The following is a 23,608-nucleotide window of genomic DNA, read 5'->3' as shown; positions in this document are numbered from 1 at the left end:
CTATGCGCAGGGGAGGACAGGATGAGCCGCAGGGTGTTCGTCAGTGCCAAGGAAGTCGCCGAGCGGGCCGGAGTATCGCGGTCTGCGGTATCGCGGACGTTTACACCTGGCGCCAGCGTCTCGGACGACACGCGCCAGCGGGTCGTCGAAGCCGCCGAGGCGCTTGGCTACCACGTCAATCATCTGGCGCGGGGGCTGATGCGCAACGAGAGCGGCATCGTCTGCCTGATCGTTTCCGAGCTTGCCACCCCCTACCGGTCCAGCCTCATCCAGGCGCTGACCCAGCAGCTGCAGAGCGTCGGGAAGATCGCCATGCTGATCGATACGGATCGCTCCGACGGCAGCGTCGACCAGGCGCTGCGCCAGGCGATCAGCTACAGGGCGGATGCCTCGATCATCCTGTCCGGCATGCCGGACAAGTCGATCACCGACCTCTGTCTGAAAAGCGGCCAGCGACTGGTGCTGATCAACCGCGACGAGGATCGCCCGGGCGCTCTGATGATCAACCTCAATGATGCCGATGCCGCGCGGCGCAGCTTCATCAGCCTGTGGCGGGCCGGCTGCCGGACCTTTGCCTTTGCCAATTCGGCGGCCATGACGCCGAGCCTGATGGCACGCGAAGAGGGCTTCGTTGAAGCCGGCCGCGAACATGGCATCGAGGTGATCATCGAGCGGCTTGGTTCGACATCCTATCGCAGCGGCACGCTGCTGGCGCAGCGCCTGCTGACCGGCGAGCGACGACCGGACGCGATCTTCTGCGCCACCGATCTTCTGGCCTGCGGGGTGATGGATGCCGCCCGCGACCAGTTCAACCTCACCGTTCCCGAAGAGCTCTGCATCATCGGCTTCGACGACATCGAGCAGGCATCCTGGTCTTCCTACAACCTCACCACCTTCGCACAGCCCGTCGGTCGCATCGCTGCGGAGGCGGTCTCCTGGCTCAGCCAGCCGGCACAGGTGAGAACGGATCTTCGCCGCATGGAGGCCGAACTCGTCTGGCGCGGGTCGGTGCGGGGCGGCTGACGCATCAGCGCCCTTCCGTGCCCCGGAGCCCTTTGCCACCCTTCGCTTGAGGGATGATGCTGACGTGATGATCGGCAGACCCGGCAAACATTCAAACCAGGCGGGGAATGAACAAGAAGCAGACCGGAGAGACCGTTACGCAGGAGGTCAAGACCGGCGAAAGCATGATTGCCGTTCTTCGGAAAGGTGCAAAGATGCCAAACGAATTCGACCTCCCCCTCTCGCGCCGCCAGACGCTTCTGGCCGGCGTCGTCGCATCCGCAGCGATGGCCCTCCCGTCGCAGGCGTTCTCGCAAACCCAAGACCCACAGGCACAGAGCCATTCGAAAGGACTTCCGGACATGACCGACAGCTTCGTTCAGACCAAAGACGGCGTGATGATCTTCTTCAAGGACTGGGGTCCGAAGGACGCACAGCCGATCGTCTTCCATCACGGCTGGCCTCTGTCGTCCGACGACTGGGACGCGCAGATGCTGTTCTTCGTTCAGAACGGTTTTCGCGTCGTTGCGCATGACCGCCGCGGCCACGGCCGCTCATCACAGGTGTCGGAAGGTCACGACATGGATCACTACGCGGCGGATGCTTTCGCCGTCGTCGAGCATCTCGACCTGAAGAATGCCGTGCATATCGGTCACTCGACCGGCGGCGGCGAAGTTGCCCGCTATGTTGCCAAGCACGGCGAGCCGTCCGGCCGTGTTGCAAAGGCCGTGCTGGTCAGCGCCGTGCCGCCGCTGATGCTGAAGACCGCCGCAAATCCCGAAGGCCTGCCGCTCGAGGTCTTCGACGGCTTCCGCACGGCAACGGCCGGCAATCGTGCCCAGTTCTTCCTCGACGTGGCAGGTGGGCCTTTCTACGGCTTCAACCGCGACGGTGCGAAGGTCTATCCGGGTGTCGTCCAGAATTGGTGGCGCCAGGGCATGATGGGCAGTGCCAAGGCTCACTATGAAGGCATCAAGGCGTTCTCCGAAACCGACCAGACGGAAGACCTGAAGGCCATCAGCGTTCCGACGCTGGTGATGCATGGTGACGACGACCAGATCGTACCGATCGCCGACGCGGCGATGAAGGCGATCAAGCTGCTGAAGAACGGCACCCTCAAGGTCTACAAGGGCTTCCCGCACGGCATGCTGACCACCCATGCCGACGTCATCAACCCCGACCTCCTGGCCTTCATCAAGTCCTGAGCCCGGCCACCTGCCGCCAGCCTATCGGGCGGCAGGTCTTCTCGCGTCCGCGAGTAATCTCGATGAACCTGCCAGATGTCTTGAAAGCCCGTGCGCTCCGGCGACGCGGGCTTTCGGCTGTCTGTCTACCGCCAAAGGGTTTGATCGCTTCGATCACCGGCCGGGACTGCGCCGACACGTTGTTTTCGCATGACCATCATACAAAGGTATGTCTGCCTAGGCCAGATGATTGGGCAGCCCTCGCTCATCGGACAATTTGCGATTGCCAGCGGACGTTGCAAGATGCGTGTGTCAGGAAGATCAAAGGAGACAGGTCATGGCGACGAGCGCAGCTGCCTACACCCAGGATGCTTTCCAATTGCAGTTTGCAGTACAACCGGCGGCCTCGAATGAGATCTCGCGCCTGCTGATGAAGGCGATCGATACCATCGAGCACGATGAGACTGTGGCGATCGACTTCATCAGGAAGGCCTCGGCACTCCTCCGCCCGGCAACGCGCGAAAGCAGGCCCGAGAGCAGGAGGCCGATCTCGCTCGGCGGGCTTGCGCCGTGGCAGGTGAACCGGGTGACCCGCCTGATCGAGGAGCGGATCGGCGGCTCGATCTCGCTCGATGAACTGGCCCAGGCGGCAAAGCTGTCGACCAGCTACTTCTCCGCCGCCTTCAAGGTCAGCTTCGGCATCTCGCCGCACAGCTATATCCTGTCGCGCCGCGTAGAACATGCCAAGCACCGGATGCTGCACAGCAACTCTCCGCTCTGCGAGATTGCGCTCGATTGCGGAATGGCAGACCAGGCGCACCTGTCGCGGGTGTTTCGGCGCGTGACGGGCACCACCCCGAGCGCCTGGCGGCGATACCGCGTCAACCCGGATGCCGCGATCGCCCAGGCCGGCTGAGGCTGTTTGCGGGCTTATCCCGAAGAACGTCGGAAAGCTGCGCTGTGCGACGGATCGCAAGCGCCCCACGAAACAGGTCGAGGGGTGAGACCCGTTGCTAATCAAACCGTGACGACGGTGCCTGTCGTTGCCGATTTCAACGCCGCGTCGGCAAGCTGCAGAGCCCGCAGGCCGTCCTCGACCGATGGCGAAGGCACTGTGCCGTTTTCCACGCAGTCGATGAAGGCGGAGATTTCCGCCGCATAGGCTGCCGTATAGCGTGTCATGAAGAAATCATGCAGTGGCGGGCGGGTGTAGCCGTCCTTGGTGGCCACTTCGATCGACACCGGACGCTGGTTTTCCGCCGCAACCGACCCCAGCGAACCATGCACTTCGATGCGCTGGTCGTAGCCGTAAGTTGCGCGGCGCGAATTGGAGATGATCGCCTGGCGGCCGCTTGCCGTCGTCAGGATCAGGCTGGCGCTATCGAAATCGCCGGCCTCGCCGATCTTCGGATCGACCAGAACGGCCGCGGACGCCATGACCGTTTTGATTTCTTCGCCGAGCAGATAGCGGGCCATGTCGAAATCGTGGATGGTCATGTCGCGGAAAATGCCGCCGGAAACCTTGATATAGTCGACCGGCGGGGCGCCCGGATCGCGGCTGGTGATCGTCACCATCTCCACCGTGCCGATCGTGCCCTTGTCGATTTCGGCGCGCACCGCCTGGAAATGCGGATCGAAACGGCGGTTGAAGCCGAGCATCACCTTGGCGCCGGTTTCCTTCACCACGTCGATGCACCCTTGAGCCCGGGCAACATCCAGGTCGATCGGCTTCTCGCAGAAGATCGCCTTGCCGGCGCGGGCGAAGCGCTCGATCAGGTCCGCATGCGTGTTGGTCGGGGTGCAGATGATGACGGCGTCGATGTCCTTATCCGCAATCACCGCGTCGATGGTGCTGACCGCGCAGCCTGCCGCGTCGGCTATCGCTGCGGCTGCATCCGCCATCGCATCCACCACAGCGACCAGTTGGGCGCGCGGGTCGGATGCGATCGCGCGGGCATGCACCTTGCCGATACGCCCTGCGCCCAGCAGAGCCAATCTCGTCACCATGGGTTTCTCCTCCCCTCATGAACTGACAGCGGGACCGGATACCTGCCGATCCATTTGGAATATCTGTTCCATTTTGCTAGTGTGCGGTCATGGTCGTGTCAAGCACGGAAAGGACCGATGGATGAACCAGGCAGGGGCGCCGGCAAGCGTCACCGAATTCGAGGAGCGGCTGCTGGATGTGTCGCGGTCTCTTCCCAAGCGCCTCAAGCAGTGCGCCGATTATGTCGCGACAAACACCGACCGCATTGCCGTCTCGACGGTGGCGGAGTTGGCAGAGGCTGCCGGCGTCCAGCCGTCGGCCTTCATGCGCTTCTGCCAGATCATGGGATTTTCGGGCTATTCGGAAATGCAGCGGCTGTTCCGCGACAGCTATGTCGGCGGCTGGCCTGATTATGCGACACGCCTGGATCACTTGCGCGGCATGGGCGAGCAGAGCGGCCCGAGGCTTCTGGCTGAATTCGTCGAAGCGGGTCGTGCATCGCTGGAAAGTCTGCTGAAATCCGTTGATCCGCAGGCGCTCGAGCAGGCGGTTGAGGTTCTGGCGGCAGCGGACCTTGTCCATATCATCGGGCTTCGCCGGTCCTTCCCGGTCGCCAGCTATCTTGCCTATGCGCTTGAGAAGATGCAGGTGCCGGCCATGCTGCATGGTGCGGCCGGGCGGTTGGAGAATGCCAGCGCCATCCGTCCCGGCGACGCGCTGCTGGCCATCACCTTTTCCCCCTATTCTGCCGAGACGCTGGACCTGGTCGAAGCGGTGCGGGCAAACGGCGTTCCCGTCGTCGCCCTGACGGACATGGCGGTCAATCCGTTGAAGAAGTCGGGCGCCACCGTCCTCAGCATCTCGGAAGTGGATTTCGGTGCCTTCCGGTCGCTGTCGGCAACGCTCTGCGTCGCCATCGCCCTGTCCACGGCGGTCGGGGCGCGGCGGCGTGCCTGAATATCCGTGTTGAAACCCGAGAAAATAGAATTTATAGTCCAAAACTGAAAGCTGGCACGGGAGAGCCGGCGGGCGCTTGCAAACGCCGTGCTACCTGCGGCCAGAGGAGGGCCTCTTGAAGCCACTCGACCTGATCACGATCGGACGTTCGTCCGTCGATCTCTACGGCGCGCAGATCGGCGGCCGTCTGGAGGACATGTCGTCCTTCAACAAGTACATCGGCGGTTCGCCCACCAACATTGCCGCGGGAGCCGCGCGGCTGGGCCTGAAAAGTGCGCTGGTCACCCGCGTCGGTGCCGAGCACATGGGACGCTTCATCCGCGAGCAGCTGGTGCGCGAAGGCGTCGACGTGCGCGGCGTGGTCACCGATCCGGAGCGGTTGACGGCGCTGGTGCTGCTCGGCATCCGCGACGAGCACCAGTTTCCGCTGATCTTCTACCGCGAGAACTGCGCCGACATGGCGCTCTGCGAAGACGACATTGATCCGGCCTTCGTGGCGGAAGCGCGCTGCGTCACTGTCACCGGCACGCATCTGTCGCATCCGCGCACGGAAGCCGCCGTGCTGAAGGCGCTGCGGATTGCAAGAGAGAGCGGAGCGCAGACGGCGCTCGACATCGACTACAGGCCGAACCTCTGGGGTCTGGCGGGTCACGAGGCGGGCGAAAGCCGCTTCATCGAGTCGGCACAGGTCACGGCCAAGCTGCAGGCGACGCTGCACCTGTTCGACCTCATCGTCGGTACCGAAGAGGAATTCCACATTGCCGGCGGCTCCACCGACACGCTGGAGGCGTTGCGGGCGGTGCGCCGAGTGTCGAAGGCGGCGCTGGTCTGCAAGCGCGGACCGATGGGCGCTTCGGTGTTCGAGGGCGAGGTCTCCGACAGCCTCGACAAGGGTCAGACCGGACCGGGGTTTCCGATCGAGGTGTTCAACGTGCTGGGCGCCGGCGACGGCTTCATGGCCGGCCTGCTGAAAGGCTGGCTGACCGGCGAGAATTGGCCGACGGCGCTGAAATACGCCAATGCCTGCGGCGCCTTCGCCGTGTCGCGGCACGGCTGTACGCCCGCCTATCCAAGCTGGGAAGAGCTGCAGTATTTCTTCAGGACGGGCATCCAGAACAAGGCGCTGCGCAAGGACCAGGCGCTCGAGCAGGTTCACTGGTCGACGAACCGCAAGGGTGACTGGTCGACGATGCGGGTGTTCGCCTTCGATCATCGCATGCAGCTGGAGGCGATGGCCGAAGAGGCGGGCGTGCCGACGGAAAAGATCGGCGCGTTCAAGACGCTGTGCCTCAACGCCGCAACCAGCGTTGCCCATGGAGGACGTGGATACGGGATTCTCTGCGACGGGCGGCTTGGCAGGGAGGCGCTCTATGCGACTGCCGGCACAGGTCTCTGGATCGGCCGTCCGGCGGAATGGCCGGGTTCGCGGCCGCTGACGCTGGAGCCGGAACTCGGACTGGATTTCGGTGGGCTGAACGAGTGGCCGGCCGAGCAGGTGGTGAAGGTGTTGTGCTTCTACCATCCGGATGATGCGGTCGAGATGCGCACCGAACAGGAGGCGACGGTGAAGCGCCTGTTCACGGCAGCGCGGCGCATTGGCCTGGAATTCCTGCTCGAGGTTATTCCGTCCAAGGTCCGACCGGTGGATGATCAGACGGTAGCCACGATCATCGATCGCTTCTACGAGATCGGGGTCTATCCCGACTGGTGGAAGCTTGAGCCGATGAGAACGCACGCGTCTTGGGCCAATGCCTGTGCCGCCGTGGAGCGGCACGATCCCTATACGCGCGGCATCGTCGTTCTGGGGCTGGATGCCCCCCAGGCCGAGCTTCAGGAGAGCTTCGCGCTTGCCGCGGGTTTCGATCTGGTGAAGGGTTTCGCCGTCGGTCGGACGATCTTCGGGGAGGCGGCGCGCCAGTGGTTCGCCGGGCGCATGTCGGATGCCGAGGCCGTGGAGGACATGGCGGCGCGGTACCGAACGCTGTGCCGCATCTGGGACGAGGCGCGTGCCAAAAAGGGAGAGGCAGCGTGAAGACGATACGGTTGACGGCAGCGCAGGCGATGATGCGATATCTCGCCAACCAGCTGAACGAGGACGGCGACGCTTACATTGCCGGCGTCTGGGCGATTTTCGGCCATGGCAACGTCGCTGGCATCGGTGAGGCCTTGTACGGTATCCGCGACGAGCTGCCGACCTATCGCGGCCAGAACGAGCAGTCGATGGCGCATGCGGCCATCGCCTATGCAAAGCAGCTTGGACGGCGGCGGGCGATGGCGGTCACGTCGTCGATCGGCCCCGGCGCCTTGAACATGGTGACGGCGGCGGCCTTGGCGCATGTCAACCGCCTGCCGGTGCTGTTCATTCCGGGCGACGTGTTTGCCAATCGCGGTCCCGATCCCGTCCTCCAGCAGATCGAGGATTTCGGCGACGGCACGGTGTCCGTCAACGACTGCTTCAAGCCGGTCAGCCGCTATTTCGATCGCATCATGCGGCCGGAGCACCTGCTGACGGCACTGCCGCGCGCCATGCGCACGCTGACGGATCCGGCCGATTGCGGGCCGGTGACGCTCGCCTTCTGTCAGGATGTGCAGGCCGAGGCCTATGATTACCCGGAGAGCTTTTTCCACAAGAAGACCTGGCGCTTCCGCCGTCCGGAGCCGGATGCTTTCGAATTCGAAGCCGCCGTTGACGCACTCAAGGCGGCGAAGAACCCGGTGATCGTTGCCGGCGGCGGCGTGCACTTTTCCGGTGCAACGGAGACGCTGAGGGCCTTCGTCGAGAAGCACAGGATCCCCGTCGTCGAAACGCAGGCCGGCAAGTCGGCGCTCGCCTGGGATCATGAATTCAACTTCGGTCCTGTCGGCGTCACCGGCTGCGAAAGCGCCAATATCGTCTCGGGGAAGGCGGATCTGGTGCTGGGCATCGGCACGCGTTTCCAGGACTTCACCACCGGCTCGTGGGCGCTGTTCAAGAACCCAGCGCGCAAGATCCTGGCGCTCAATGTCCAGGCCTATGACAGTGCCAAGCACGATGCCATTCCGCTGGTGGCCGATGCCAAAGTGGGGCTCGAAAAGCTTTCGGCAGCGCTGGGGGATCATGCCTTTGCGAGCCCGGATGCGGGCCTCAAGGCCAGCTGGTTTGCCAAGGCCGATGCGGTGACGGCAGCACCTGTCGACGCCAACACGCTGCCGACCGACATGCAGGTTATCGGCGCCGTTCAGCGGGCCTCGCGCGACAATACGGTCGTCATGTGCGCGGCCGGCACCATGCCCGGTGAGTTGCACCAGCTGTGGAAGGCCAAGCTGCCGCTCTCCTACCACATGGAATACGGCTTCTCCTGCATGGGCTACGAGATCGCCGGAGGGCTGGGCATCAAGATGGCCGAGCCGGACCGCGACGTGATCGTCATGGTCGGCGACGGCTCCTACATGATGATGAATTCGGAGCTGGCGACGGCCGTCGGCATGGGCGTCAAGCTGACGCTCGTCATCACCGATAACAGGGGCTACGGCTGCATCAACCGGCTGCAGATGGGCACCGGCGGCGCCGAGTTCAACAATCTCTACGCCCATTCAAATGTCAGCCCGATCGGCATCGATTTCGCCGCCCATGCGGCCTCGATGGGGGCGAAATCGCACAAGGTTTCCTCCATCGCCGAGCTGGAGACGGCGCTTGATGCCGCCCGGGAAGCAACCGAGACGACGGTGATTGTCATCGATACGGATCCCTATCCGACGCCGGAGGCCGGGGGGCACTGGTGGGATGTGGCGGTGCCGGAAGTTTCCGGCCGCCCAGAGGTCAATACGGCGCGCGCCGCCTACGAAGCCGCGCTCAAGGAAAGAAGCTGAGCATGATCCTGTTTGGTACAAACCCTATCGCCTGGTCGAACGATGACGACCGCACTCTCGGGGCCCATATCAGCCTCGAGCAGTGCCTGGACGAGACAGCCAGGATCGGCTTCGACGGCATCGAGAAAGGCCACAAGCTGCCGACCGATCCGGCCGGCCTCAAGGGCGTGCTCGAACCGCGCGGGCTGAAATTCGTCTCCGGCTGGCATTCGCTGAACCTGCTCACGAACTCGGTCGAGGACGAGAAGGCTGCCATGCAGCCTTTCCTCGACGTGCTGAAGGCGATGGGCTCAAAAGTCATCATCGTCTGCGAGACCTCCAACGCCATCCACGGCGCCGACAATATGGCCGTCAACGACCGCCCGAAGCTTGCGGCCGCCGACTGGCAAAAGTTCGGTGCCGGCGTCGAGGCACTGGCGGAATTTGCCGCCGGCCAAGGCATTTCGCTCGTTTACCATCACCACATGGGAACGGTGGTTGAGAGCGAAGACGAGATCGACCTTCTGATGCAGCACACCGGTCCGCATGCCAAGCTGCTGCTCGATACCGGTCATTGCTTCTTCGGTGGCGGCAATCCGGAGGCGGTTGCCAACAAATACATGCACCGCGTCGGGCATATTCATGCGAAGAACGTGCGTCCGGTGATTGCCGACCAGGTCCGTCGCGAAAAGCTCTCCTTCCTCGAGGGCGTGCGGCGCGGCGTGTTCACCGTTCCGGGCGATGCAGAAGGCGGCGTCGATTTCGTGCCGGTCCTCAAAATCGCTGCCGAGCATGGCTATGACGGCTGGGTGGTGATCGAGGCCGAACAGGATCCAGACCTGCGCAACCCGTTCGAATATCAGAGCCTCGGGTTGAAGTCGCTGAAGGCGATGGCCGCCGAAGCCGGGTTGATCAAAGCCTGACCCCGGCTTAACCAGGGGTTTCGTCCCCGGTCCCAGCCAAGGAGCTCCCGTTGAAACTTCTCGATCCGATGCACCCGTTCTTCCGGCCTCTCTGGCGGCGCATCCTGACGGCGCTGCTGCCTGCTGCGTGGGGTGCGGTCGAGCTCTACAACGGTTCGGTCGGTTGGGGCATCGCCTTCATCGCAGCGGGCGCCTACGCGGCCTACGAGCTGTTGATCATGTACGATCGGACCATGGCAAAGGCTGCGGCCGAGGAGGCCGCGAGACGAGCTCGGCTGGAGACCGACAAGGGAGACGACGAATGACGGACCTTCTGCGCAAGCCGACCGGAACCACCGGCAAGGTGCACGACCTCACGCCGGAAACCGCCGGCTGGGGCTATGTGGGCTTCGGGCTCTATCGCTTGAAACAGGGCGAGAAGGCTGCCGAACAGACGGGTGAGACGGAGGTCATTCTCGTTCTCGTCGAGGGCAAGGCCGAATTCTCCGGCGGCGGCAAGGTGTTCGGCGAACTTGGCGATCGGATGAGCGTGTTCGAAAAGACGCCGCCGCACTGCGTCTATGTGCCAGCCGGCACCGACTGGTTGGCAACCGCAACGACCGACTGCACGCTTGCCGTCTGCACGGCGCCTGCCAAGCCCGGTCGCGAGGCAGAAGTCATCGGCCCGGCTGGGATTGCGCTCACCGAACGCGGCAAGGGTGCCAACACCCGCTACATCTTCCCGATCGCCATGGAGGATCGCGACGTCGCCGACAGCCTGCTGGTCACCGAGGTGTTTACCCCCTCCGGCAACTGGTCATCCTATCCGCCGCACCGGCACGACGAGGACAATTTTCCGGAGATGACCTATCTGGAAGAGACCTATTACCACCGGCTGAACCCGAGCCAAGGCTTCGGCTTCCAGCGCGTCTTTACGGACGACGGTTCGCTGGATCAAACGATGGCGGTCTCGGATGGCGACCTGGTTCTGGTGCCGAAGGGACATCATCCGTGCGGGGTGCCTTACGGATACGAGATGTACTACCTCAACGTCATGGCCGGGCCGCTGCGCAAATGGCGCTTCCAGAACCACCCGGACCATGACTGGATCTTTCAGCGCGACAAGGCGTGAGTGGGTCTCAGCCAACCTGTGACATCGCGGCGCGGCAGGCTTCCTCGCAGCGCTGGCATGCCTCGCCGCAGATGCGGCAGTGTTCGTGCATTTCGGCGTGACTGCGGCATTCTTCGCCGCACACCCTGCAGGCCTCGGCGCATGCCTGGATAACGGCGCGCATGACCTCGGTATTCGAGCCGGTGCGGCGCGAGGCGATGGCGCCGGTGGCAGCGCAGATATCGGCGCAATCGAGATTACGGCGGATACACTGGATGAGCATGCCGTTGTTCTCTTCACCGAGGCAGGCATCGGCGCAGCTGGTACAGGTTTGCGCGCAGTCGTAGCAGGCCTCGATGCAGGCAAGCAGCGCATCATTGGTCTGGCCCTGGACATGCGGATGCGTGGAAATCATCTCGCGAACGTGCATGGATCTTCCTCCTGATGTTCCGTGCTGTTGTTGGGGCGGTAGGAGCGAAACACGCTTTCCTCCCCGGAGTTCCACGCGCCCACGTTCCGCGACTTTTCGGCGTGCTGGGTTCTAGACGACGCTCGGCGAGGGCCCGTTGCCGACCGGTTGCTGCTGCTCCGGCGTCCGGCTGCGGGCAGCCGGCTGTTCGGCGGGCTCCATTGGCTGGCTGGTGAAGCCTTCGGTGCCGGAAGAGATTTCTTCCACGTCGCGGACGATGTTGACCGGGCTTACGGCAAACGCCGACACGAGCTTGGCGACCGACACCAGTGCGTGCTTGTGGATACGCTCGTAGCCGTGCGAGGCATCTATGCCGAAGGCAACGAGGGCCGTCCGGATGTCGTGGCCTGCCTCAAGGGCCGACGCCGAATCGGAGCGGTAATAGCGGAACACGTCCTTCTGGTAGGGGATGCGGTTTTCATCGCAAAGATCGACCAGCTTCTTCGTCAGGTGATAGTCGAAGGGACCGGTCTGATCGGCCATGGCGATTGTTACGCCAAACTCGGAAGAGTTTTGTCCGGGCGCAGTCGTGCCGTTGTCCACCGTCAGCATCGACGCGATCTCGGCCGATACGACGGACGAGGCGCCGACACCGATCTCTTCGGCGATGGTGAAAAGCCAATGGGTATCGACGGGTGTGCGGGCGCTGGTGCGCTCCAGAGCCTCGATGGCGGCGAGGCAGATCGCGACGCCGGCCTTGTCATCCAAGTGGCGCGAGTTGATGAAGCCGTTGTCGTGGAATTCGGTGCCGGTATCGATTGCCACGGTATCGCCGATGTCGATGCCGAGTGCCCGGGTTTCGGCGGCCGAGCGGGTCATGGCGTCGATCCGCAGTTCCACATAGGCCCATCCCACGGGAAGCGTATCCACCTCCTCGTTGAAGGTATGGCCGGAAGCCTTGAGCGGCAGGATCGTGCCGCGGAAGGCGCCGCTATAGGTGTAGATGGTGACCTTGGCGCCTTCGGCGAAGCGCGCCGACCAATGGCCGATCGGCACCAGCTCCAGGCGTCCGTTCTCCTTGATTGCCTTCACCTGCGCGCCGAGCGTATCGACATGCGACACGATGGCGCGCGCTCCCTTGCGCCGGCTGCCCTGGCGCACGGCACGAATGGCGCCGCGCCGGGTGAGTTCCGGCGTCAGGCCGAGCCTCTCGAGCTCGCGCGAGCAATAGCGCACGACCTCGTCCGTATAGCCCGTCGGGCTGTCGATGGAGAGCAGCGCCTTCAACTGCGCGAGCAGGTAGCTTTCGTCGATATCGATCGTCATCGCTTACATCTTGCCGAGGGAATTGAGGGCGGCGCGGCGTCCGGACAGCGGAAACAGCAGATCGAGAAAGCGCTCGGCCGTCGGCTGCGGATCGTGATTGGCAAGTCCCGGGCGCTCGTTGGCCTCGATGAAGACGTAGTCCGGCTGCGTCGGGTTCTTGACCATGACATCGATACCGACCACCGGGATATCGATGGCCCGTGCGGCGCGGATGGCAGCCTCCACTAGCCGCGGATGGACGATCTCGGTCACGTCGTGGATCGAGCCGCCGGTGTGAAGGTTGGCGGCCTTGCGCACCACCACTTCGCGGCTATCCTCCAGCACGTCGTCCAGCGTAAGCCCGGACAGCTGGAGGCAGCGCTCCGTCTCGGCGTCGATCGGGATGGTGCTTTCACCGCCGGTGGCAGCGGCCCGGCGGCGCGACAGCGTCTCGATCAGGTCACGGACGCTGTGCCGACCGTCGCCGATCACATGCGGCGGCCGGCGGACGGCTGCGGCCACCAGCTTGAAGTCGATGACGACGAGCCGCAGGTCCTCCCCTTCGAAGCAGGATTCGATCAGCACGCGGTCGCAGACCTCGCGGGCGGCGGCGATCGCCTTCCGAACGTCTTCCAGGCTGTCGAGGCCGACCGCGACGGCGCGACCCTGTTCGCCACGCGCCGGCTTCACCACCACGCGGGCGTGCTTGTCGAGAAACGCCTGCAGGGCGGCATCATCGTCGGTTGCAGTCATCTGCTCCGGAACGATGATATCGGCCCTCTCGACCACCCGACGGGTCACCGCCTTGTCATCGCAGATCGACATCGCGACACCTGAGGTCAGTTCCGACAGGCTTTCGCGGCAGTGCACGGAGCGGCCGCCGTTCGACAGCCGAAAGAAGCCGCCCTCGGCATCGGTGATCTCCACATGCACGCCGCGCCGGCGCGCCTCGTCGACGATCAGCCGCGCGTATGGGTTCAGGGCGTCGTAGGCTTCGGTCGGCCGGGCAAACAGCCGCTCGTTGATGGAATTCTTGCGCTTGACCGAGAAGGCCGGAATGCGCCGGAAACCCAGCTTCTCGTAGAGGCCGATCGCCTGGCTGTTGTCGTGCAGCACCGACAGATCCATGAAGGCTGCACCGCGTGCCTTGAAATGTTCGCCGAGCCGGCGCACCAGGGCCTCGCCGATTCCGGGATGCCGCGCCTGCGGATCGACCGCAAGGCACCAGAGCGACGAGCCCTGTTCCGGATCGCCGAACGCCCGGACATGATCGATACCGGTCACGGTGCCGAGGATCTCGCCGGTGGTTTCGTCCTCCGCCACCAGATAGGTGATCGAACGGCTGTCACGGTTCGACCAGAAGAAGTCGGGCCGAACCTGCACCATGTTGCGGGCGCTGTAGATGCGGTTGACGGCGCGCGCATCGGCTTCCGAGGCAAGCCGGCGCACGCAGAAGCCACGCGGCTGCCTGCGGCCCGATCGGTAGGTCGGCAGATCCAGCCGGAAGGTGTGCGACGGATCAAGGAAGATCTCCTGCGGCGCCTCAGCAAGCAGCACATGCGGGTCGCTCACATAGATGGCAATGTCGCGGTGTTCCGGAGCTTCCTCGCGCAACGCCGATACCAGCCGCGCCGTGTCTTCGAAGGTCTGGGCGAAGATCAGCCGGCCCCATCCGCAGTCGAGGACCGCGGACTGTTCTCCGGACAGCCGATCACCACTGTTCTGGGTTTCGGGGCGCATGAACTCGTAACGCTTGCGCTTCAGCCGATGTGCGAGGGCCTTGGCGCTGCGGACCTTCTGCAGCCGCTCGCTCGTCTTGTCGTTCGCCATGATCTCAGACCCCCTGTGCCTGCAGCCACATTTCGAGCAATCCGACCTGCCAGAGCTCGGATCCCTGCAGCGGCGTGATGTGCTCGGACGGCTTGTCGAACAGCTGCTGCAGGTAGTCGTCGCGGAAGATGCCGCGGTCGCGGGCGGCCTGCGATGTCAGCGCGTCACGGACCATCTCCAGGTATGGCCCGTCGACATATTTCAGCTGTGGCACCGGGAAGTAGCCCTTCTTCCGATCGATCACCTCATGCGGCACGACCAGCCGGGCGGCATCCTTGAGCACGCCCTTGCCGCCATCGTTGAGCTTGAACTCCGGCGGGATCTTTGCCGCCAGCTCTACCAGTTCATGGTCGAGGAAGGGCACGCGGGCCTCCAGGCCCCAGGCCATGGTCATGTTGTCGACGCGCTTGACCGGATCGTCGACCAGCATCACCTGGCTGTCGAGGCGGAGCGCCGCATCGACGGGCGTCTCGGTGCCCGGCTGCGACAGATGGGCGGCCACCAGTGCACGGCTGACATCGCTGTCCGCCAGCCAGTCCGGATTGAGCTGCCGGCCGAGCGTCGCATGCGTACGATCGAAGAACACCCTGGCATAGTCGCTGACGACATCGCCGGATTGGGCGAGCGGCGGATACCAATGGTAGCCGGCGAACACCTCGTCGGCCCCCTGGCCGGACTGCACCACGCGGATGTGCTTGGAGACCTCCTTGGCAAGCAGGTAGAAGCCGACATTGTCGTAGGAGACCATGGGCTCCGACATGGCGCCGATGACGCCCGGAAGGGCTTCCATGAGCTGCGCCGAGGGCACGAAGATCTTGTGGTGGTCGGTGCCGAAATGCTTGGCGATCAGATCCGAATAGACGAATTCGTCGCCCTTTTCGCCGTTCGCCTCTTCGAAGCCGACGGAAAAGGTCATCAGGTCGTTCTGGCCCTGTTCGGCGAGCAGACCGGTGATGATGCTGGAATCGACCCCGCCCGACAGCAGCACGCCGACCGGCACGTCGGCGACGGTGCGGCGCTTCACGGCAAGCCGCAGCGCATCGAGCACCAGATCCCGCCATTCCTCGCGCGAAAGACCTGCCATGGAGACGTCGCGCTGATGCGGCGGGTTCCAGTAGCGGGTATCCTGTTCGGTGCCGTCGGCCTCGATAACGCGGATGGTCGCCGGCGGCAGCTTCTTGACGCCGTTGATGATCGTGCGTGGCGGCGGCACGACGGCGTGGAAGGTCATGTAATGGTGGAGCGCCTCGCGGTCGATCGAGGTGTCGATGTCACCGCCCTTCAGCAGCGCCGGAAGCGAGGAGGCAAAGCGCACCGCCTTGCCGATCTTGGCGAGATACAGCGGCTTGATACCGAACCGGTCGCGGGCCATCACCACGCGATCCGTATCGCGCTCATGAATGACGAAGGCGAACATGCCGTGGAAGCGTTCAACGCACTTGATGCCCCAGGCGTGCCACGCCTTGAGGATGACCTCGGTGTCGCCATGTGAGAAGAACCGGTAGCCCTTGGCCTCCAGTTCGCCCCGCAGTTCAGGATAGTTGTAGATGCAGCCGTTGAAGGCGATCGTCAGACCGAGTTCGCCATCCACCATCGGTTGGCGGGCCTTCTGCGACAGGTCGATGATCGACAGGCGCCGGTGCGACAGGGCCGTCGAACCGTGAATGACCATTCCGGAACCGTCCGGCCCGCGGGGCGCTATGGCCTCCATCATCCTGGCCTGTACCATGGGGGAAGGCTGTGCGCCGTCGAACCGTATCTCTCCGCAAATCCCACACACTGTGCTGCCTTGATCCTCTCTGTTTCCCGTCGGTCGCCGCCCCTGATTGGGCAAATAGCGAGCGATGCCCGCCCTTGCGGACGTGCAGCGCCAAGGCCAAACGAGATTGTTCCGGAAAGGTTGCGAGATTTTCTAGGGAGGATAGACGGCCGCCGGAAGGCGCGGCGCGAGACAAGACCTGAGTGGCAGCCGGACAATTGGAAGGGCCTGCAGAAGCTGCAGGCCCTTCCATCAATGCATTCAAATGATGCGATCAGGCCGCGTGCGCAGATCCGGGACGCTTCTCGCCGGTGCTGCCCTTGACGGGGGCGAAGGCGAACTGCTCCAGCGTTTCCGGCTTCATCTCGATGGAAAAGCCCGGCATCGCGGGCGGCATGTAGGCGGCGTTCTCGATGCGGCAGGGGTCTAGAAAATGCTCGTGCAGGTGATCGACGAACTCGATGACCCGGCCGTCCTTGGTGCCGGACACGGCGACGTAGTCGATCATCGACAGGTGCTGGACATACTCGCAGAGGCCGACGCCGCCGGCATGCGGCCAGACCGGCAGGCCATATTTGGCAGCGATCAGCAGAACGGACAGGACTTCGTTGAGGCCACCCATGCGGCAGCTGTCGATCTGCACCACGTCGATGGCGCCCTCGGCGATGAACTGCTTGAACATGATGCGGTTCTGGCACATCTCGCCGGTCGCGACCTTTACCGGGCCGATCGCCTGGCGGATCTTGCGGTGACCGGCCACATCGTCGGGGCTCGTCGGCTCCTCGATGAAGAAGGGTTTGGCAAAGGCAAGCTGCTTCACCCAGTCGATCGCCTGATCGACCTCCCAGACCTGGTTGGCATCGATCATCAGGTAGCGGTCGGGACCGATCACCTCGCGGGCGATCCGCAGGCGGCGGATATCGTCTTCCAGATCGCGGCCAACCTTCATCTTGACGTGGTTGAAGCCGGCATCGATGGCTTCCTGGCAGAGGCGGCGGAGCTTCTCGTCGTCATAGCCGAGCCATCCGGCGGACGTCGTGTAGCAGGCATAGCCCTCGCGTTCGAGCACGGCGATACGTTCGGCCTTGCCGGCTTCCGCTTGTCTCAGGATGCCGATCGCCTCGTCGCGCGTCAGCACGTCGGTGATGTAGCGATAGTCGACGATGTCGGCGATCTCTTCCGGTGACATGTCCGCAACCAGCCGCCAGACGGGTTTGCCGGCCTGCTTGGCAAGCAGATCCCAGAAGGCGTTGACCACGGCGCCGGTCGCCAGATGCATGGCGCCCTTTTCCGGGCCGATCCAGCGCAACTGGCTGTCACCCGTCAGGTGTCGCCAGAATTTCCCCGGGTGCGCCTTCACCTCGCTGAGATCGGTGCCGACGACCAGATGGCGCATGGCGTCGATCGCCATGCAGCAGATGTCGTTGCCACGGCCGATGGTGAAGGTGAGGCCGTGCCCAGCAAGTCCGGGCACGTCGGTTTCAAGAATGACATAGGCTGCCGAATAATCCGGATCCGGGTTCATCGCATCCGAACCGTCAAGGCTCTGCGATGTGGGAAACCGCAGATCGATGATCCGCATGTCGGTAATCTTGGCCATGCTTGGTGCTCCGGCAGGTCTGTCAGTCAAAGGGGAGGGTCAGGCGTCGGCGCGGAAGGTCTGCTTCTGCGTGCCGAGACCTTCGATGCCGAGCTCCACCACGTCGCCGTCCTTGAGATAGCGCGGCGGCTTCATGCCCATGCCGACGCCGGGCGGCGTGCCCGTGGAGATGACATCGCCCGGATGCAGCGACATGAACTGGCTGAGGTAGGAGACGAGGAAGGCGACTCCGTAGACCATGGTGGCGGTCGAGCCGTTCTGCATCGTCTGGCCATTCACCTTCAGCCACATCGGCAGGTTCTGCGGGTCGGCGATCTCGTCCTTGGTCACCAGCCACGGACCGATCGGACCAAAAGTGTCGCAGGATTTGCCCTTCGTCCACTGGCCGGCGCGTTCCGTCTGGAAAGCGCGTTCGGATACGTCATGGCTGACGCAGTAGCCGGCGACGTAATCCATGGCGTCGGCTTCCGACACGTATTTCGCCGTCTTGCCGATGACGATGCCGAGTTCGACTTCCCAGTCCGTCTTCTCCGAACCGCGCGGGATCCGCACCTCGTCATTGGGTCCGACGATGGCGGAGGTCGCCTTCATGAAGATCACCGGCTCCGGCGGCACGGTGGCACCGGTTTCGGCGGCATGGTCGGAATAGTTGAGACCGATGCAGATGAACTTGCCGGTGCCGGCCACGCAGGCACCGAGCCGCTCGGAGGCGGAGACTTCCGACAGCGACGCCGGATCGATGGCCGCCAGCTCTGCAAGCGCTGAGGGGTCGAGGGCAGCGCCCGACAGGTCCTTTATGTAGCCGGAGAGATCGCGGATCGTGCCGGTCTTGTCGACCAGGGCAGGGCGTTCTGCGCCGGGGGCGCCGTAGCGAAGCAGTTTCATGGATGTTGTCCTTCGTTCAATGCGTAATCAGATGGTCCAGCCGCCATCGATGGCGATGGCTTGCCCGCTCGTATAGGTCGCGCCGGCCAGATAAACGGCAAGGTCGGCGATTTCCTCCGGCGTGCCAAGCCGTCCGATGGGCTGGCGGGCGATGAAAGCAGCCCGGGCCGCCTCGTAGTCGCCCTGGGCGCGCAGCCGATCCTGCAGCGACGGGCTTTCGACCGTGCCCGGGCAGATGGCGTTGCAGCGGATGTTGTGACCGACGTAATCTGCCGCCACCGACTTGGTGAGGCCGATGACGGCCGCCTTGCTGACGCCGTAGGCGAAGCGGTTCGGCACGCCCTTGATGCTGGAGGCTACCGACGACATGTTGACGATGGCGCCGTCCTTGCGCTCGATCATGCCCGGCAGCACCGCCCGGATGGTTCGGATCATTGCCTTGACGTTGAGGTCGATGGCGAAATCCAGGTCGCTGTCCGGCATGTCGAGGATGGTCCCCCCATGCACGACGCCGGCGCAGTTGAACAGGATGTCGATCCGGCCGATCTGCGCGACGCAGGCCTTGACCGCCTCCTCGCTCAGAACGTCCAGACGGCGGGTGTGAAGGTTTTCCCGCTTCGGCAGTTCGGCGAGCGTCTGCGCGTTGATGTCGGTGGCATGGACGATTGCACCGGCATCGGCGAACGCGATCGCGCTGGCACGTCCGATGCCCTGTCCGGCTGCGGTGATCAGCACCGTCTTTCCCTGAAGATTTGCCATTCCGTTTCCTTCTCTTCCCTCTTCCTTGGGATCCTTGCCCGAGCCCCGGTCATTCGGTCCGGGCGAGCGCAGCCTTCAGCCTGAGCTGCGGGATTGCAAGGCCAAGATCGGCGGCGCGCGTCACCATCGGCAGGAGCCGGCGCCGTTTCTTCTCGTCATGATTGGCGGCGATGTCCGACAAACGGTGGCGCAGGAACGGATTACGAAAGCGATCGCGCACGCTGTCGATGTAGAGTGCGGCCTCATCTGCCATACCGTCGGCCTTAAAGACCGGCAGCACCTCCTCATGCCAGACGGCTTCCAGTTCATCCCGCATGGCCTGATCGTCCATCGCCTCCCGCACGGTTTCCTCGGGTGCGCGGCCGGTTGTCAGCCAGTGTTCGGCAAGCATCGTGTGGCCGAGATTGAGCAGATGCAGCTTCAACATCTCGTAGCGCTCGAGGTCATCGGTGACGACGATCGCCGGATGCTGGCAAGGCAGCACCAGGCCTTCCTGTGCCTGGATGGCCCAGAGAGCGTAAGGCTCGGCGACCGCACCAACGGGCGAGATCGGCTCGGCGACGATGCGGTCGACGAGGCTGTTGGCGAAGTGGCAGCCGGCGTGCAGCCAGTTGCGGAACTCAACAGGAAGATCCCACTCCATCGCCAGCTGCTCGATCAGCGTGCGCAGCCGCGAGCCGTTCTGCGGCACGAGCTCGCACGGAAAGATGGACAGCGGCGCCTGAGGGATTGCCTTGAACCGGTGGGCAAGCAGGATCGCCATCTTTGCCGGAAAGCTCTTGGGCACGCGCGCCGGGTCGCTCAGCAGCGCAGCGTCGTCCGAGGGATCGAGATCATAGCCCCGGTCGCCCGTGTTGGAGATGATCGCCTGCACGGTCGCGCCGAGCTCCAGGATTTCCTGCCAGTCCTCGGCGGCCGTCAGGGCCTGGACAATGGCGCTGCCCGTCCGCTCCTCGTCGATCGTCCTGCCCTGGTCGATGCCGCGGATGCGCACCGGATAGACCGGCGACTGCCGGAGCGCCGCGATACGGTCGGCGCTCTCGGCGCTGCTGGTTGTCTGGACGACGGCGATCGGCCCCAGTGCTTCACCGCGCTCCATCGCTTCCGAGATGAAGAGATCTGCATGCGCCAGCAGGAAACGGCTTGTGCCGAACTGCAGGATCGCCGGGGAACGGATCGGGGCGGGGTTCATGCGACCTCCACGAGGGCTTTGACAACGCCGGCTGCCGGATCGGTCAGGCCGGCAAAACTGTCCGGCACGTCGGCGAGATGCATGCGGTGCGTGACCAGTGCATCCGGCACCTTGCCGTCGCGCATCGCCTTCATCACGTGCTCGAAGTCCTCGATCGTCGCATTGCGGCTGCCGAGCAGGGTGGTCTCGCGCTTGTGGAATTCGGGATCGGAAAAACTGATGTTGCTGGCGACGATCGAGACCAGCACATAGGTGCCGGCATGCGCGACGAAACCGAAGCCGCGCTCTATCGCCTTCGGGTTGCCCGTCGCATCGAACACCGTGTCGAAGAAATTGCCGTCGGTGATCGCCGACAGCTGGTTCACGTCGCCGTCGCCGAGCAGCACGGTGGAGGCGATGCCGAGATGGCGCCTGGCAAAATCCAGCCGATCGGTGCGGCTGTCGATAAGTGTCACCTCCGCGCCTTCCAGCTTTGCGAAAAGCGCCACTGCGAGGCCAATCGGTCCGGCACCGGCGATCAGCACCTTATCGCCGGCGCGGCCGCGGGCCCGGGCCACGGCATGCGCGCCGATCGCCAGAAACTCTACCATGGCGGCCTGATCCACCGACAGACCATCGGCCTTCAGCAGGAATTCTTCGGGAAGGCACAGATATTCGGTCATGCCGCCATCGCGGTGCACGCCGAGTACGCCGATGTTGCGGCAGCAGTTGGTGCGGCCCTTCAGGCAGGCATCGCAGTGACCGCAGGAAATGTAGGGGATAATCGAAACCGTGTCGCCGGCGGCAAGCCGGCTGCCTTGCGGTGCCTCCTCGACGGTGGCGGAGAGTTCATGACCCATCACCCGCGGATAGGAAAGGTAGGGCTGGTTGCCGGTGAAGATGTGCAGGTCGGTGCCGCAGACGCCGACGCGGCGGATACGCACCAGCGCCTCACCCTCGGCCGGCACGGGTTTTGGCCGATCGATCGCCGTCAGGGTTCCGGGCGTGTCGCAGATAACTGTAAGCATAAACCTACCCTTTCAACCGGTAGAAGCTGCGCGCGGTGTCGCCGAAGACGGCGTCGTGCTGCGCAGGCGGAACGATGTCGCGGCACTGGGCAAGCCAGCTGTGATAGTCGCCGGCAAGCCGGAGGACCGGCCAGTCGCTGCCCCACAATACTCTTGAGGGGCCGAACAGCTCCAGCACGGTTTCCGCGTAGGGCCGCACGGCGGCCGGCTTCTGATCACCGGCTTCGGTCAGCAGGCCGGAGAGCTTGCAGAACAGGTTGGGAAGCGCAGCAAGCTCCGCCATGTCCGTGCGCCAGTCGACGAAGCTGCCCTCGGCAATCGGTGGCTTGGCAGCGTGGTCGATGACGACGCGCAGATCCGGGTGGCGCCTGGCAAAACGCGCCAGATGCGCGAGGTGGCGCTGGAAGACCAGCGCGTCGAAAGCGAGATCGTGGGCGATCATTGCGGCAATTGCCGGATCCAATGCCGGATCGTCGATCCAGCCGTCGTCGGTCAGACCCTGCAGCATCGGCCTTATGCCCTTCAGCTTCGGATGCGCGGCAAGACTTGCGATCGCTGCTGCGGCATCCGGTGCCTTGAGATCCGTCCAGCCGACAACGCCGAGGATGAACGGGTTCTCATCCGCAAGCCGCAGCATGTAGGCGGTGTCGGCCTCGCGCTCCATCGTCTGCACCAGCACGGTGCCATCGATCCCGCAGCCGTCCAGAAGCGGCTTCAGATCTGCGGGCTCGAACTCGCGATAGATGGCGCCGAGCTCTGCCGGCGGCCATTCGCCCTCGCGGTCGGCGAGACGCCAGAAATGCTGGTGGGCATCGACGCGCATTGATCAGCCTCCCGTGCCCGGAACGGCGGCACCCTCGGCAATGAGCCCGCGTTCCTTCAGTCGTGCCCAGAATGAGGCCGGGATCTGCTCCTCGAACCAGCCGACATTGGCGGTCAGCTGCTCGGCATTTCTGGCGCCGGACACGATGGTGAGTGACGCCGGGTGCGCGAGTGGGAACTGCAGGGCGGCCGCCTGCATCGTCACGCCTTCGGCCTCGCAAGCCTCGCGCAGGGCATCGACACGTGCCAGCATCTCGGCCGGCGCATCGGCATAGTTGAACTTCTTGTTGCCCGCGAGAATGCCGGAATTGAAGGCGCCGGCGATGACGATGCCCACCCCCTGACGGGCGCAATCGTCCATGAAGGCGAGACTTTGCTGCTCCAGCAGCGTATAGCGGCCGGCGAGCATGCAGATGTCGATGTCGAACACCTGCATCGCGTCGCGGATGACCTCCCACTCGTTGACGCCAAGGCCGACGGCGCGAGTCGAGCCTTCGTCACGCAGCTTGCCGAGCGCGCGGAACCCGCCGCCCTCGGTCAGCTGGCTCCAGTAGTGCGCGTTTCTCTCGCCATGCGTGGCGGTGCCGATGTCGTGGACGTAGAGGATGTCGGGCTTCAGGATGCCGAGGCGCTGCTGGCTTGCCTCGAACGAGCGCATAACGCCGTCATAGCTGTAGTCGTAGACCGGCCGGAAGGGCAGTGGCTCGACATAGCCTTCCTCTTCGGCGCCGACCGTCTCGTCCGGCGTCATCACCCGGCCGACCTTGGTGCTGAGCACGTACTGGTCGCGGGGAAAGTCCGTCAGCATCGTTCCGAGCCGGCGCTCCGAGCGGGTAAACCCGTAATAGGGGGCCGTGTCGAAGTAGCGGATGCCGCTGTCCCACGAGGCCCTGAAGGCACCTGCGGATTCGGCGTAGGGCGTGACGCGGTAGAGGTTGCCCATCTGGGCGCAGCCGAGGCCCATGCCGGTGATCGAAACGCCAGTTCGGGCGTGGGTGCGCTGTTCGGTGACCTTCATGACGTCCTGCCTTCTGATGGGAGTGACGCGCAGCGGCATGGCTGCGCGTCC

General features: G+C 64.2%; 21 protein-coding genes. 9 read left to right on the top strand and 12 right to left on the bottom strand.

The window, feature by feature from the left end:
• Nucleotides 1-21: 21 nt before the first annotated feature.
• The 3 genes from ACR65N_RS15605 to ACR65N_RS15595 all read left to right on the top strand — a co-directional run bounded on the left by ACR65N_RS15605 (nt 22) and on the right by ACR65N_RS15595 (nt 3,102).
• A complete protein-coding gene (locus tag ACR65N_RS15605) occupies nt 22-1,023 on the top strand; it encodes a LacI family DNA-binding transcriptional regulator (protein ID WP_440457748.1) in 1,002 nt (333 codons plus the stop codon).
• A 194-nt stretch (nt 1,024-1,217) separates the two neighbouring features.
• The gene (locus ACR65N_RS15600; protein WP_430305020.1) at nt 1,218-2,207 is read left to right on the top strand and encodes an alpha/beta fold hydrolase; all 990 of its coding nucleotides are present in this window, start codon (nt 1,218-1,220) and stop codon (nt 2,205-2,207) included.
• 316 nt (nt 2,208-2,523) lie between these two features.
• The gene (locus ACR65N_RS15595) at nt 2,524-3,102 is read left to right on the top strand and encodes a helix-turn-helix domain-containing protein (RefSeq protein WP_440457747.1); all 579 of its coding nucleotides are present in this window, start codon (nt 2,524-2,526) and stop codon (nt 3,100-3,102) included.
• A gap of 101 nt (nt 3,103-3,203) precedes the next feature.
• Here ACR65N_RS15595 and iolG read toward each other — a convergent pair whose 3' ends face one another.
• Nucleotides 3,204-4,193, bottom strand: a complete 990-nt coding sequence (gene iolG / locus ACR65N_RS15590; RefSeq protein WP_440457746.1) for an inositol 2-dehydrogenase — start codon at nt 4,191-4,193, stop codon at nt 3,204-3,206.
• Nucleotides 4,194-4,314: 121 nt separating this feature from the next.
• Here iolG and ACR65N_RS15585 point away from each other — a divergent pair, with 121 nt between their 5' ends.
• The 6 genes from ACR65N_RS15585 (at nt 4,315) to iolB (ending at nt 10,992) form a co-directional block, all read left to right on the top strand.
• On the top strand, nt 4,315-5,130 hold the full coding sequence (locus tag ACR65N_RS15585) for a MurR/RpiR family transcriptional regulator (RefSeq protein WP_440457745.1): 816 nt from the start codon (nt 4,315-4,317) through the stop codon (nt 5,128-5,130).
• A gap of 115 nt (nt 5,131-5,245) precedes the next feature.
• Nucleotides 5,246-7,162, top strand: a complete 1,917-nt coding sequence (locus ACR65N_RS15580; protein WP_440457744.1) for a bifunctional 5-dehydro-2-deoxygluconokinase/5-dehydro-2-deoxyphosphogluconate aldolase — start codon at nt 5,246-5,248, stop codon at nt 7,160-7,162.
• Complete coding sequence (iolD, locus tag ACR65N_RS15575; RefSeq protein WP_440457743.1) at nt 7,159-8,979, top strand: 3D-(3,5/4)-trihydroxycyclohexane-1,2-dione acylhydrolase (decyclizing); 1,821 nt, start codon at nt 7,159-7,161, stop codon at nt 8,977-8,979. Before ACR65N_RS15580 ends, iolD begins: the two co-directional genes overlap by 4 nt.
• A 2-nt stretch (nt 8,980-8,981) precedes the next feature.
• Nucleotides 8,982-9,881: a myo-inosose-2 dehydratase gene (iolE, locus tag ACR65N_RS15570; RefSeq protein WP_440457742.1), complete on the top strand. Its 900-nt coding sequence runs from the start codon at nt 8,982-8,984 to the stop codon at nt 9,879-9,881.
• A gap of 50 nt (nt 9,882-9,931) precedes the next feature.
• A complete protein-coding gene (locus ACR65N_RS15565) occupies nt 9,932-10,186 on the top strand; it encodes a hypothetical protein (RefSeq protein ID WP_440457741.1) in 255 nt (84 codons plus the stop codon).
• Nucleotides 10,183-10,992: a 5-deoxy-glucuronate isomerase gene (iolB, locus tag ACR65N_RS15560; RefSeq protein ID WP_440457740.1), complete on the top strand. Its 810-nt coding sequence runs from the start codon at nt 10,183-10,185 to the stop codon at nt 10,990-10,992. The genes ACR65N_RS15565 and iolB overlap by 4 nt, the downstream gene beginning before the upstream one ends.
• 7 nt (nt 10,993-10,999) lie before the next feature.
• On the opposite strand, the gene ACR65N_RS15555 is transcribed toward iolB, so the two are convergent.
• The 11 genes from ACR65N_RS15555 to ACR65N_RS15505 all read right to left on the bottom strand — a co-directional run bounded on the left by ACR65N_RS15555 (nt 11,000) and on the right by ACR65N_RS15505 (nt 23,557).
• Nucleotides 11,000-11,401 (bottom strand): four-helix bundle copper-binding protein, encoded by a 402-nt coding sequence (locus ACR65N_RS15555; RefSeq protein ID WP_440457739.1) that lies wholly within the window; start codon nt 11,399-11,401, stop codon nt 11,000-11,002.
• A gap of 111 nt (nt 11,402-11,512) precedes the next feature.
• A complete protein-coding gene (locus tag ACR65N_RS15550) occupies nt 11,513-12,706 on the bottom strand; it encodes an osmoprotectant NAGGN system M42 family peptidase (RefSeq protein WP_440457738.1) in 1,194 nt (397 codons plus the stop codon).
• Between the two features lie 3 nt (nt 12,707-12,709).
• A complete protein-coding gene (gene ngg, locus ACR65N_RS15545; protein WP_440457737.1) occupies nt 12,710-14,515 on the bottom strand; it encodes an N-acetylglutaminylglutamine synthetase in 1,806 nt (601 codons plus the stop codon).
• A gap of 4 nt (nt 14,516-14,519) precedes the next feature.
• A complete protein-coding gene (locus ACR65N_RS15540; RefSeq protein ID WP_440457736.1) occupies nt 14,520-16,295 on the bottom strand; it encodes an N-acetylglutaminylglutamine amidotransferase in 1,776 nt (591 codons plus the stop codon).
• Nucleotides 16,296-16,548: 253 nt separating this feature from the next.
• Nucleotides 16,549-17,874, bottom strand: coding sequence for an L-fuconate dehydratase (locus ACR65N_RS15535; protein ID WP_440457735.1), 1,326 nt, complete (start codon nt 17,872-17,874; stop codon nt 16,549-16,551).
• A gap of 39 nt (nt 17,875-17,913) precedes the next feature.
• Complete coding sequence (locus tag ACR65N_RS15530; protein WP_440457734.1) at nt 17,914-18,759, bottom strand: fumarylacetoacetate hydrolase family protein; 846 nt, start codon at nt 18,757-18,759, stop codon at nt 17,914-17,916.
• 27 nt (nt 18,760-18,786) lie between these two features.
• Complete coding sequence (locus tag ACR65N_RS15525; protein ID WP_440457733.1) at nt 18,787-19,518, bottom strand: SDR family oxidoreductase; 732 nt, start codon at nt 19,516-19,518, stop codon at nt 18,787-18,789.
• 49 nt (nt 19,519-19,567) lie between these two features.
• Nucleotides 19,568-20,710, bottom strand: coding sequence for a mannitol dehydrogenase family protein (locus ACR65N_RS15520; RefSeq protein ID WP_440457732.1), 1,143 nt, complete (start codon nt 20,708-20,710; stop codon nt 19,568-19,570).
• A complete protein-coding gene (locus ACR65N_RS15515) occupies nt 20,707-21,717 on the bottom strand; it encodes a zinc-binding alcohol dehydrogenase family protein (RefSeq protein ID WP_440457731.1) in 1,011 nt (336 codons plus the stop codon). Before ACR65N_RS15515 ends, ACR65N_RS15520 begins: the two co-directional genes overlap by 4 nt.
• A 4-nt stretch (nt 21,718-21,721) precedes the next feature.
• Complete coding sequence (locus ACR65N_RS15510; RefSeq protein ID WP_440457730.1) at nt 21,722-22,540, bottom strand: amidohydrolase family protein; 819 nt, start codon at nt 22,538-22,540, stop codon at nt 21,722-21,724.
• Nucleotides 22,541-22,543: 3 nt separating this feature from the next.
• Nucleotides 22,544-23,557: an aldo/keto reductase gene (locus ACR65N_RS15505; RefSeq protein ID WP_440457729.1), complete on the bottom strand. Its 1,014-nt coding sequence runs from the start codon at nt 23,555-23,557 to the stop codon at nt 22,544-22,546.
• Nucleotides 23,558-23,608: the final 51 nt, after the last annotated feature.

The sequence above is a fragment of the Rhizobium sp. SAFR-030 genome, from assembly GCF_059415005.1.
Note: the sequence above shows the minus strand (reverse complement) of the source record. Positions and strands in the feature narration are given on the sequence as shown.

Bases quoted from the DNA above. Each gene is read 5' to 3' on its own strand.
- ACR65N_RS15605 (WP_440457748.1), top strand. From the start codon at position 22: ATGAGCCGCAGGGTGTTCGTCAGTGCCAAGGAAGTCGCCGAGCGGGCC.
- ACR65N_RS15600 (WP_430305020.1), top strand. From the start codon at position 1,218: ATGCCAAACGAATTCGACCTCCCCCTCTCGCGCCGCCAGACGCTTCTG.
- ACR65N_RS15595 (WP_440457747.1), top strand. From the start codon at position 2,524: ATGGCGACGAGCGCAGCTGCCTACACCCAGGATGCTTTCCAATTGCAG.
- iolG (WP_440457746.1), bottom strand. From the start codon at position 4,193: ATGGTGACGAGATTGGCTCTGCTGGGCGCAGGGCGTATCGGCAAGGTG.
- ACR65N_RS15585 (WP_440457745.1), top strand. From the start codon at position 4,315: ATGAACCAGGCAGGGGCGCCGGCAAGCGTCACCGAATTCGAGGAGCGG.
- iolE (WP_440457742.1), top strand. From the start codon at position 8,982: ATGATCCTGTTTGGTACAAACCCTATCGCCTGGTCGAACGATGACGAC.
- iolB (WP_440457740.1), top strand. From the start codon at position 10,183: ATGACGGACCTTCTGCGCAAGCCGACCGGAACCACCGGCAAGGTGCAC.
- ACR65N_RS15555 (WP_440457739.1), bottom strand. From the start codon at position 11,401: ATGCACGTTCGCGAGATGATTTCCACGCATCCGCATGTCCAGGGCCAG.
- ACR65N_RS15550 (WP_440457738.1), bottom strand. From the start codon at position 12,706: ATGACGATCGATATCGACGAAAGCTACCTGCTCGCGCAGTTGAAGGCG.
- ngg (WP_440457737.1), bottom strand. From the start codon at position 14,515: ATGGCGAACGACAAGACGAGCGAGCGGCTGCAGAAGGTCCGCAGCGCC.
- ACR65N_RS15535 (WP_440457735.1), bottom strand. From the start codon at position 17,874: ATGGCCAAGATTACCGACATGCGGATCATCGATCTGCGGTTTCCCACA.
- ACR65N_RS15530 (WP_440457734.1), bottom strand. From the start codon at position 18,759: ATGAAACTGCTTCGCTACGGCGCCCCCGGCGCAGAACGCCCTGCCCTG.
- ACR65N_RS15525 (WP_440457733.1), bottom strand. From the start codon at position 19,518: ATGGCAAATCTTCAGGGAAAGACGGTGCTGATCACCGCAGCCGGACAG.
- ACR65N_RS15520 (WP_440457732.1), bottom strand. From the start codon at position 20,710: ATGAACCCCGCCCCGATCCGTTCCCCGGCGATCCTGCAGTTCGGCACA.
- ACR65N_RS15515 (WP_440457731.1), bottom strand. From the start codon at position 21,717: ATGCTTACAGTTATCTGCGACACGCCCGGAACCCTGACGGCGATCGAT.
- ACR65N_RS15510 (WP_440457730.1), bottom strand. From the start codon at position 22,540: ATGCGCGTCGATGCCCACCAGCATTTCTGGCGTCTCGCCGACCGCGAG.
- ACR65N_RS15505 (WP_440457729.1), bottom strand. From the start codon at position 23,557: ATGAAGGTCACCGAACAGCGCACCCACGCCCGAACTGGCGTTTCGATC.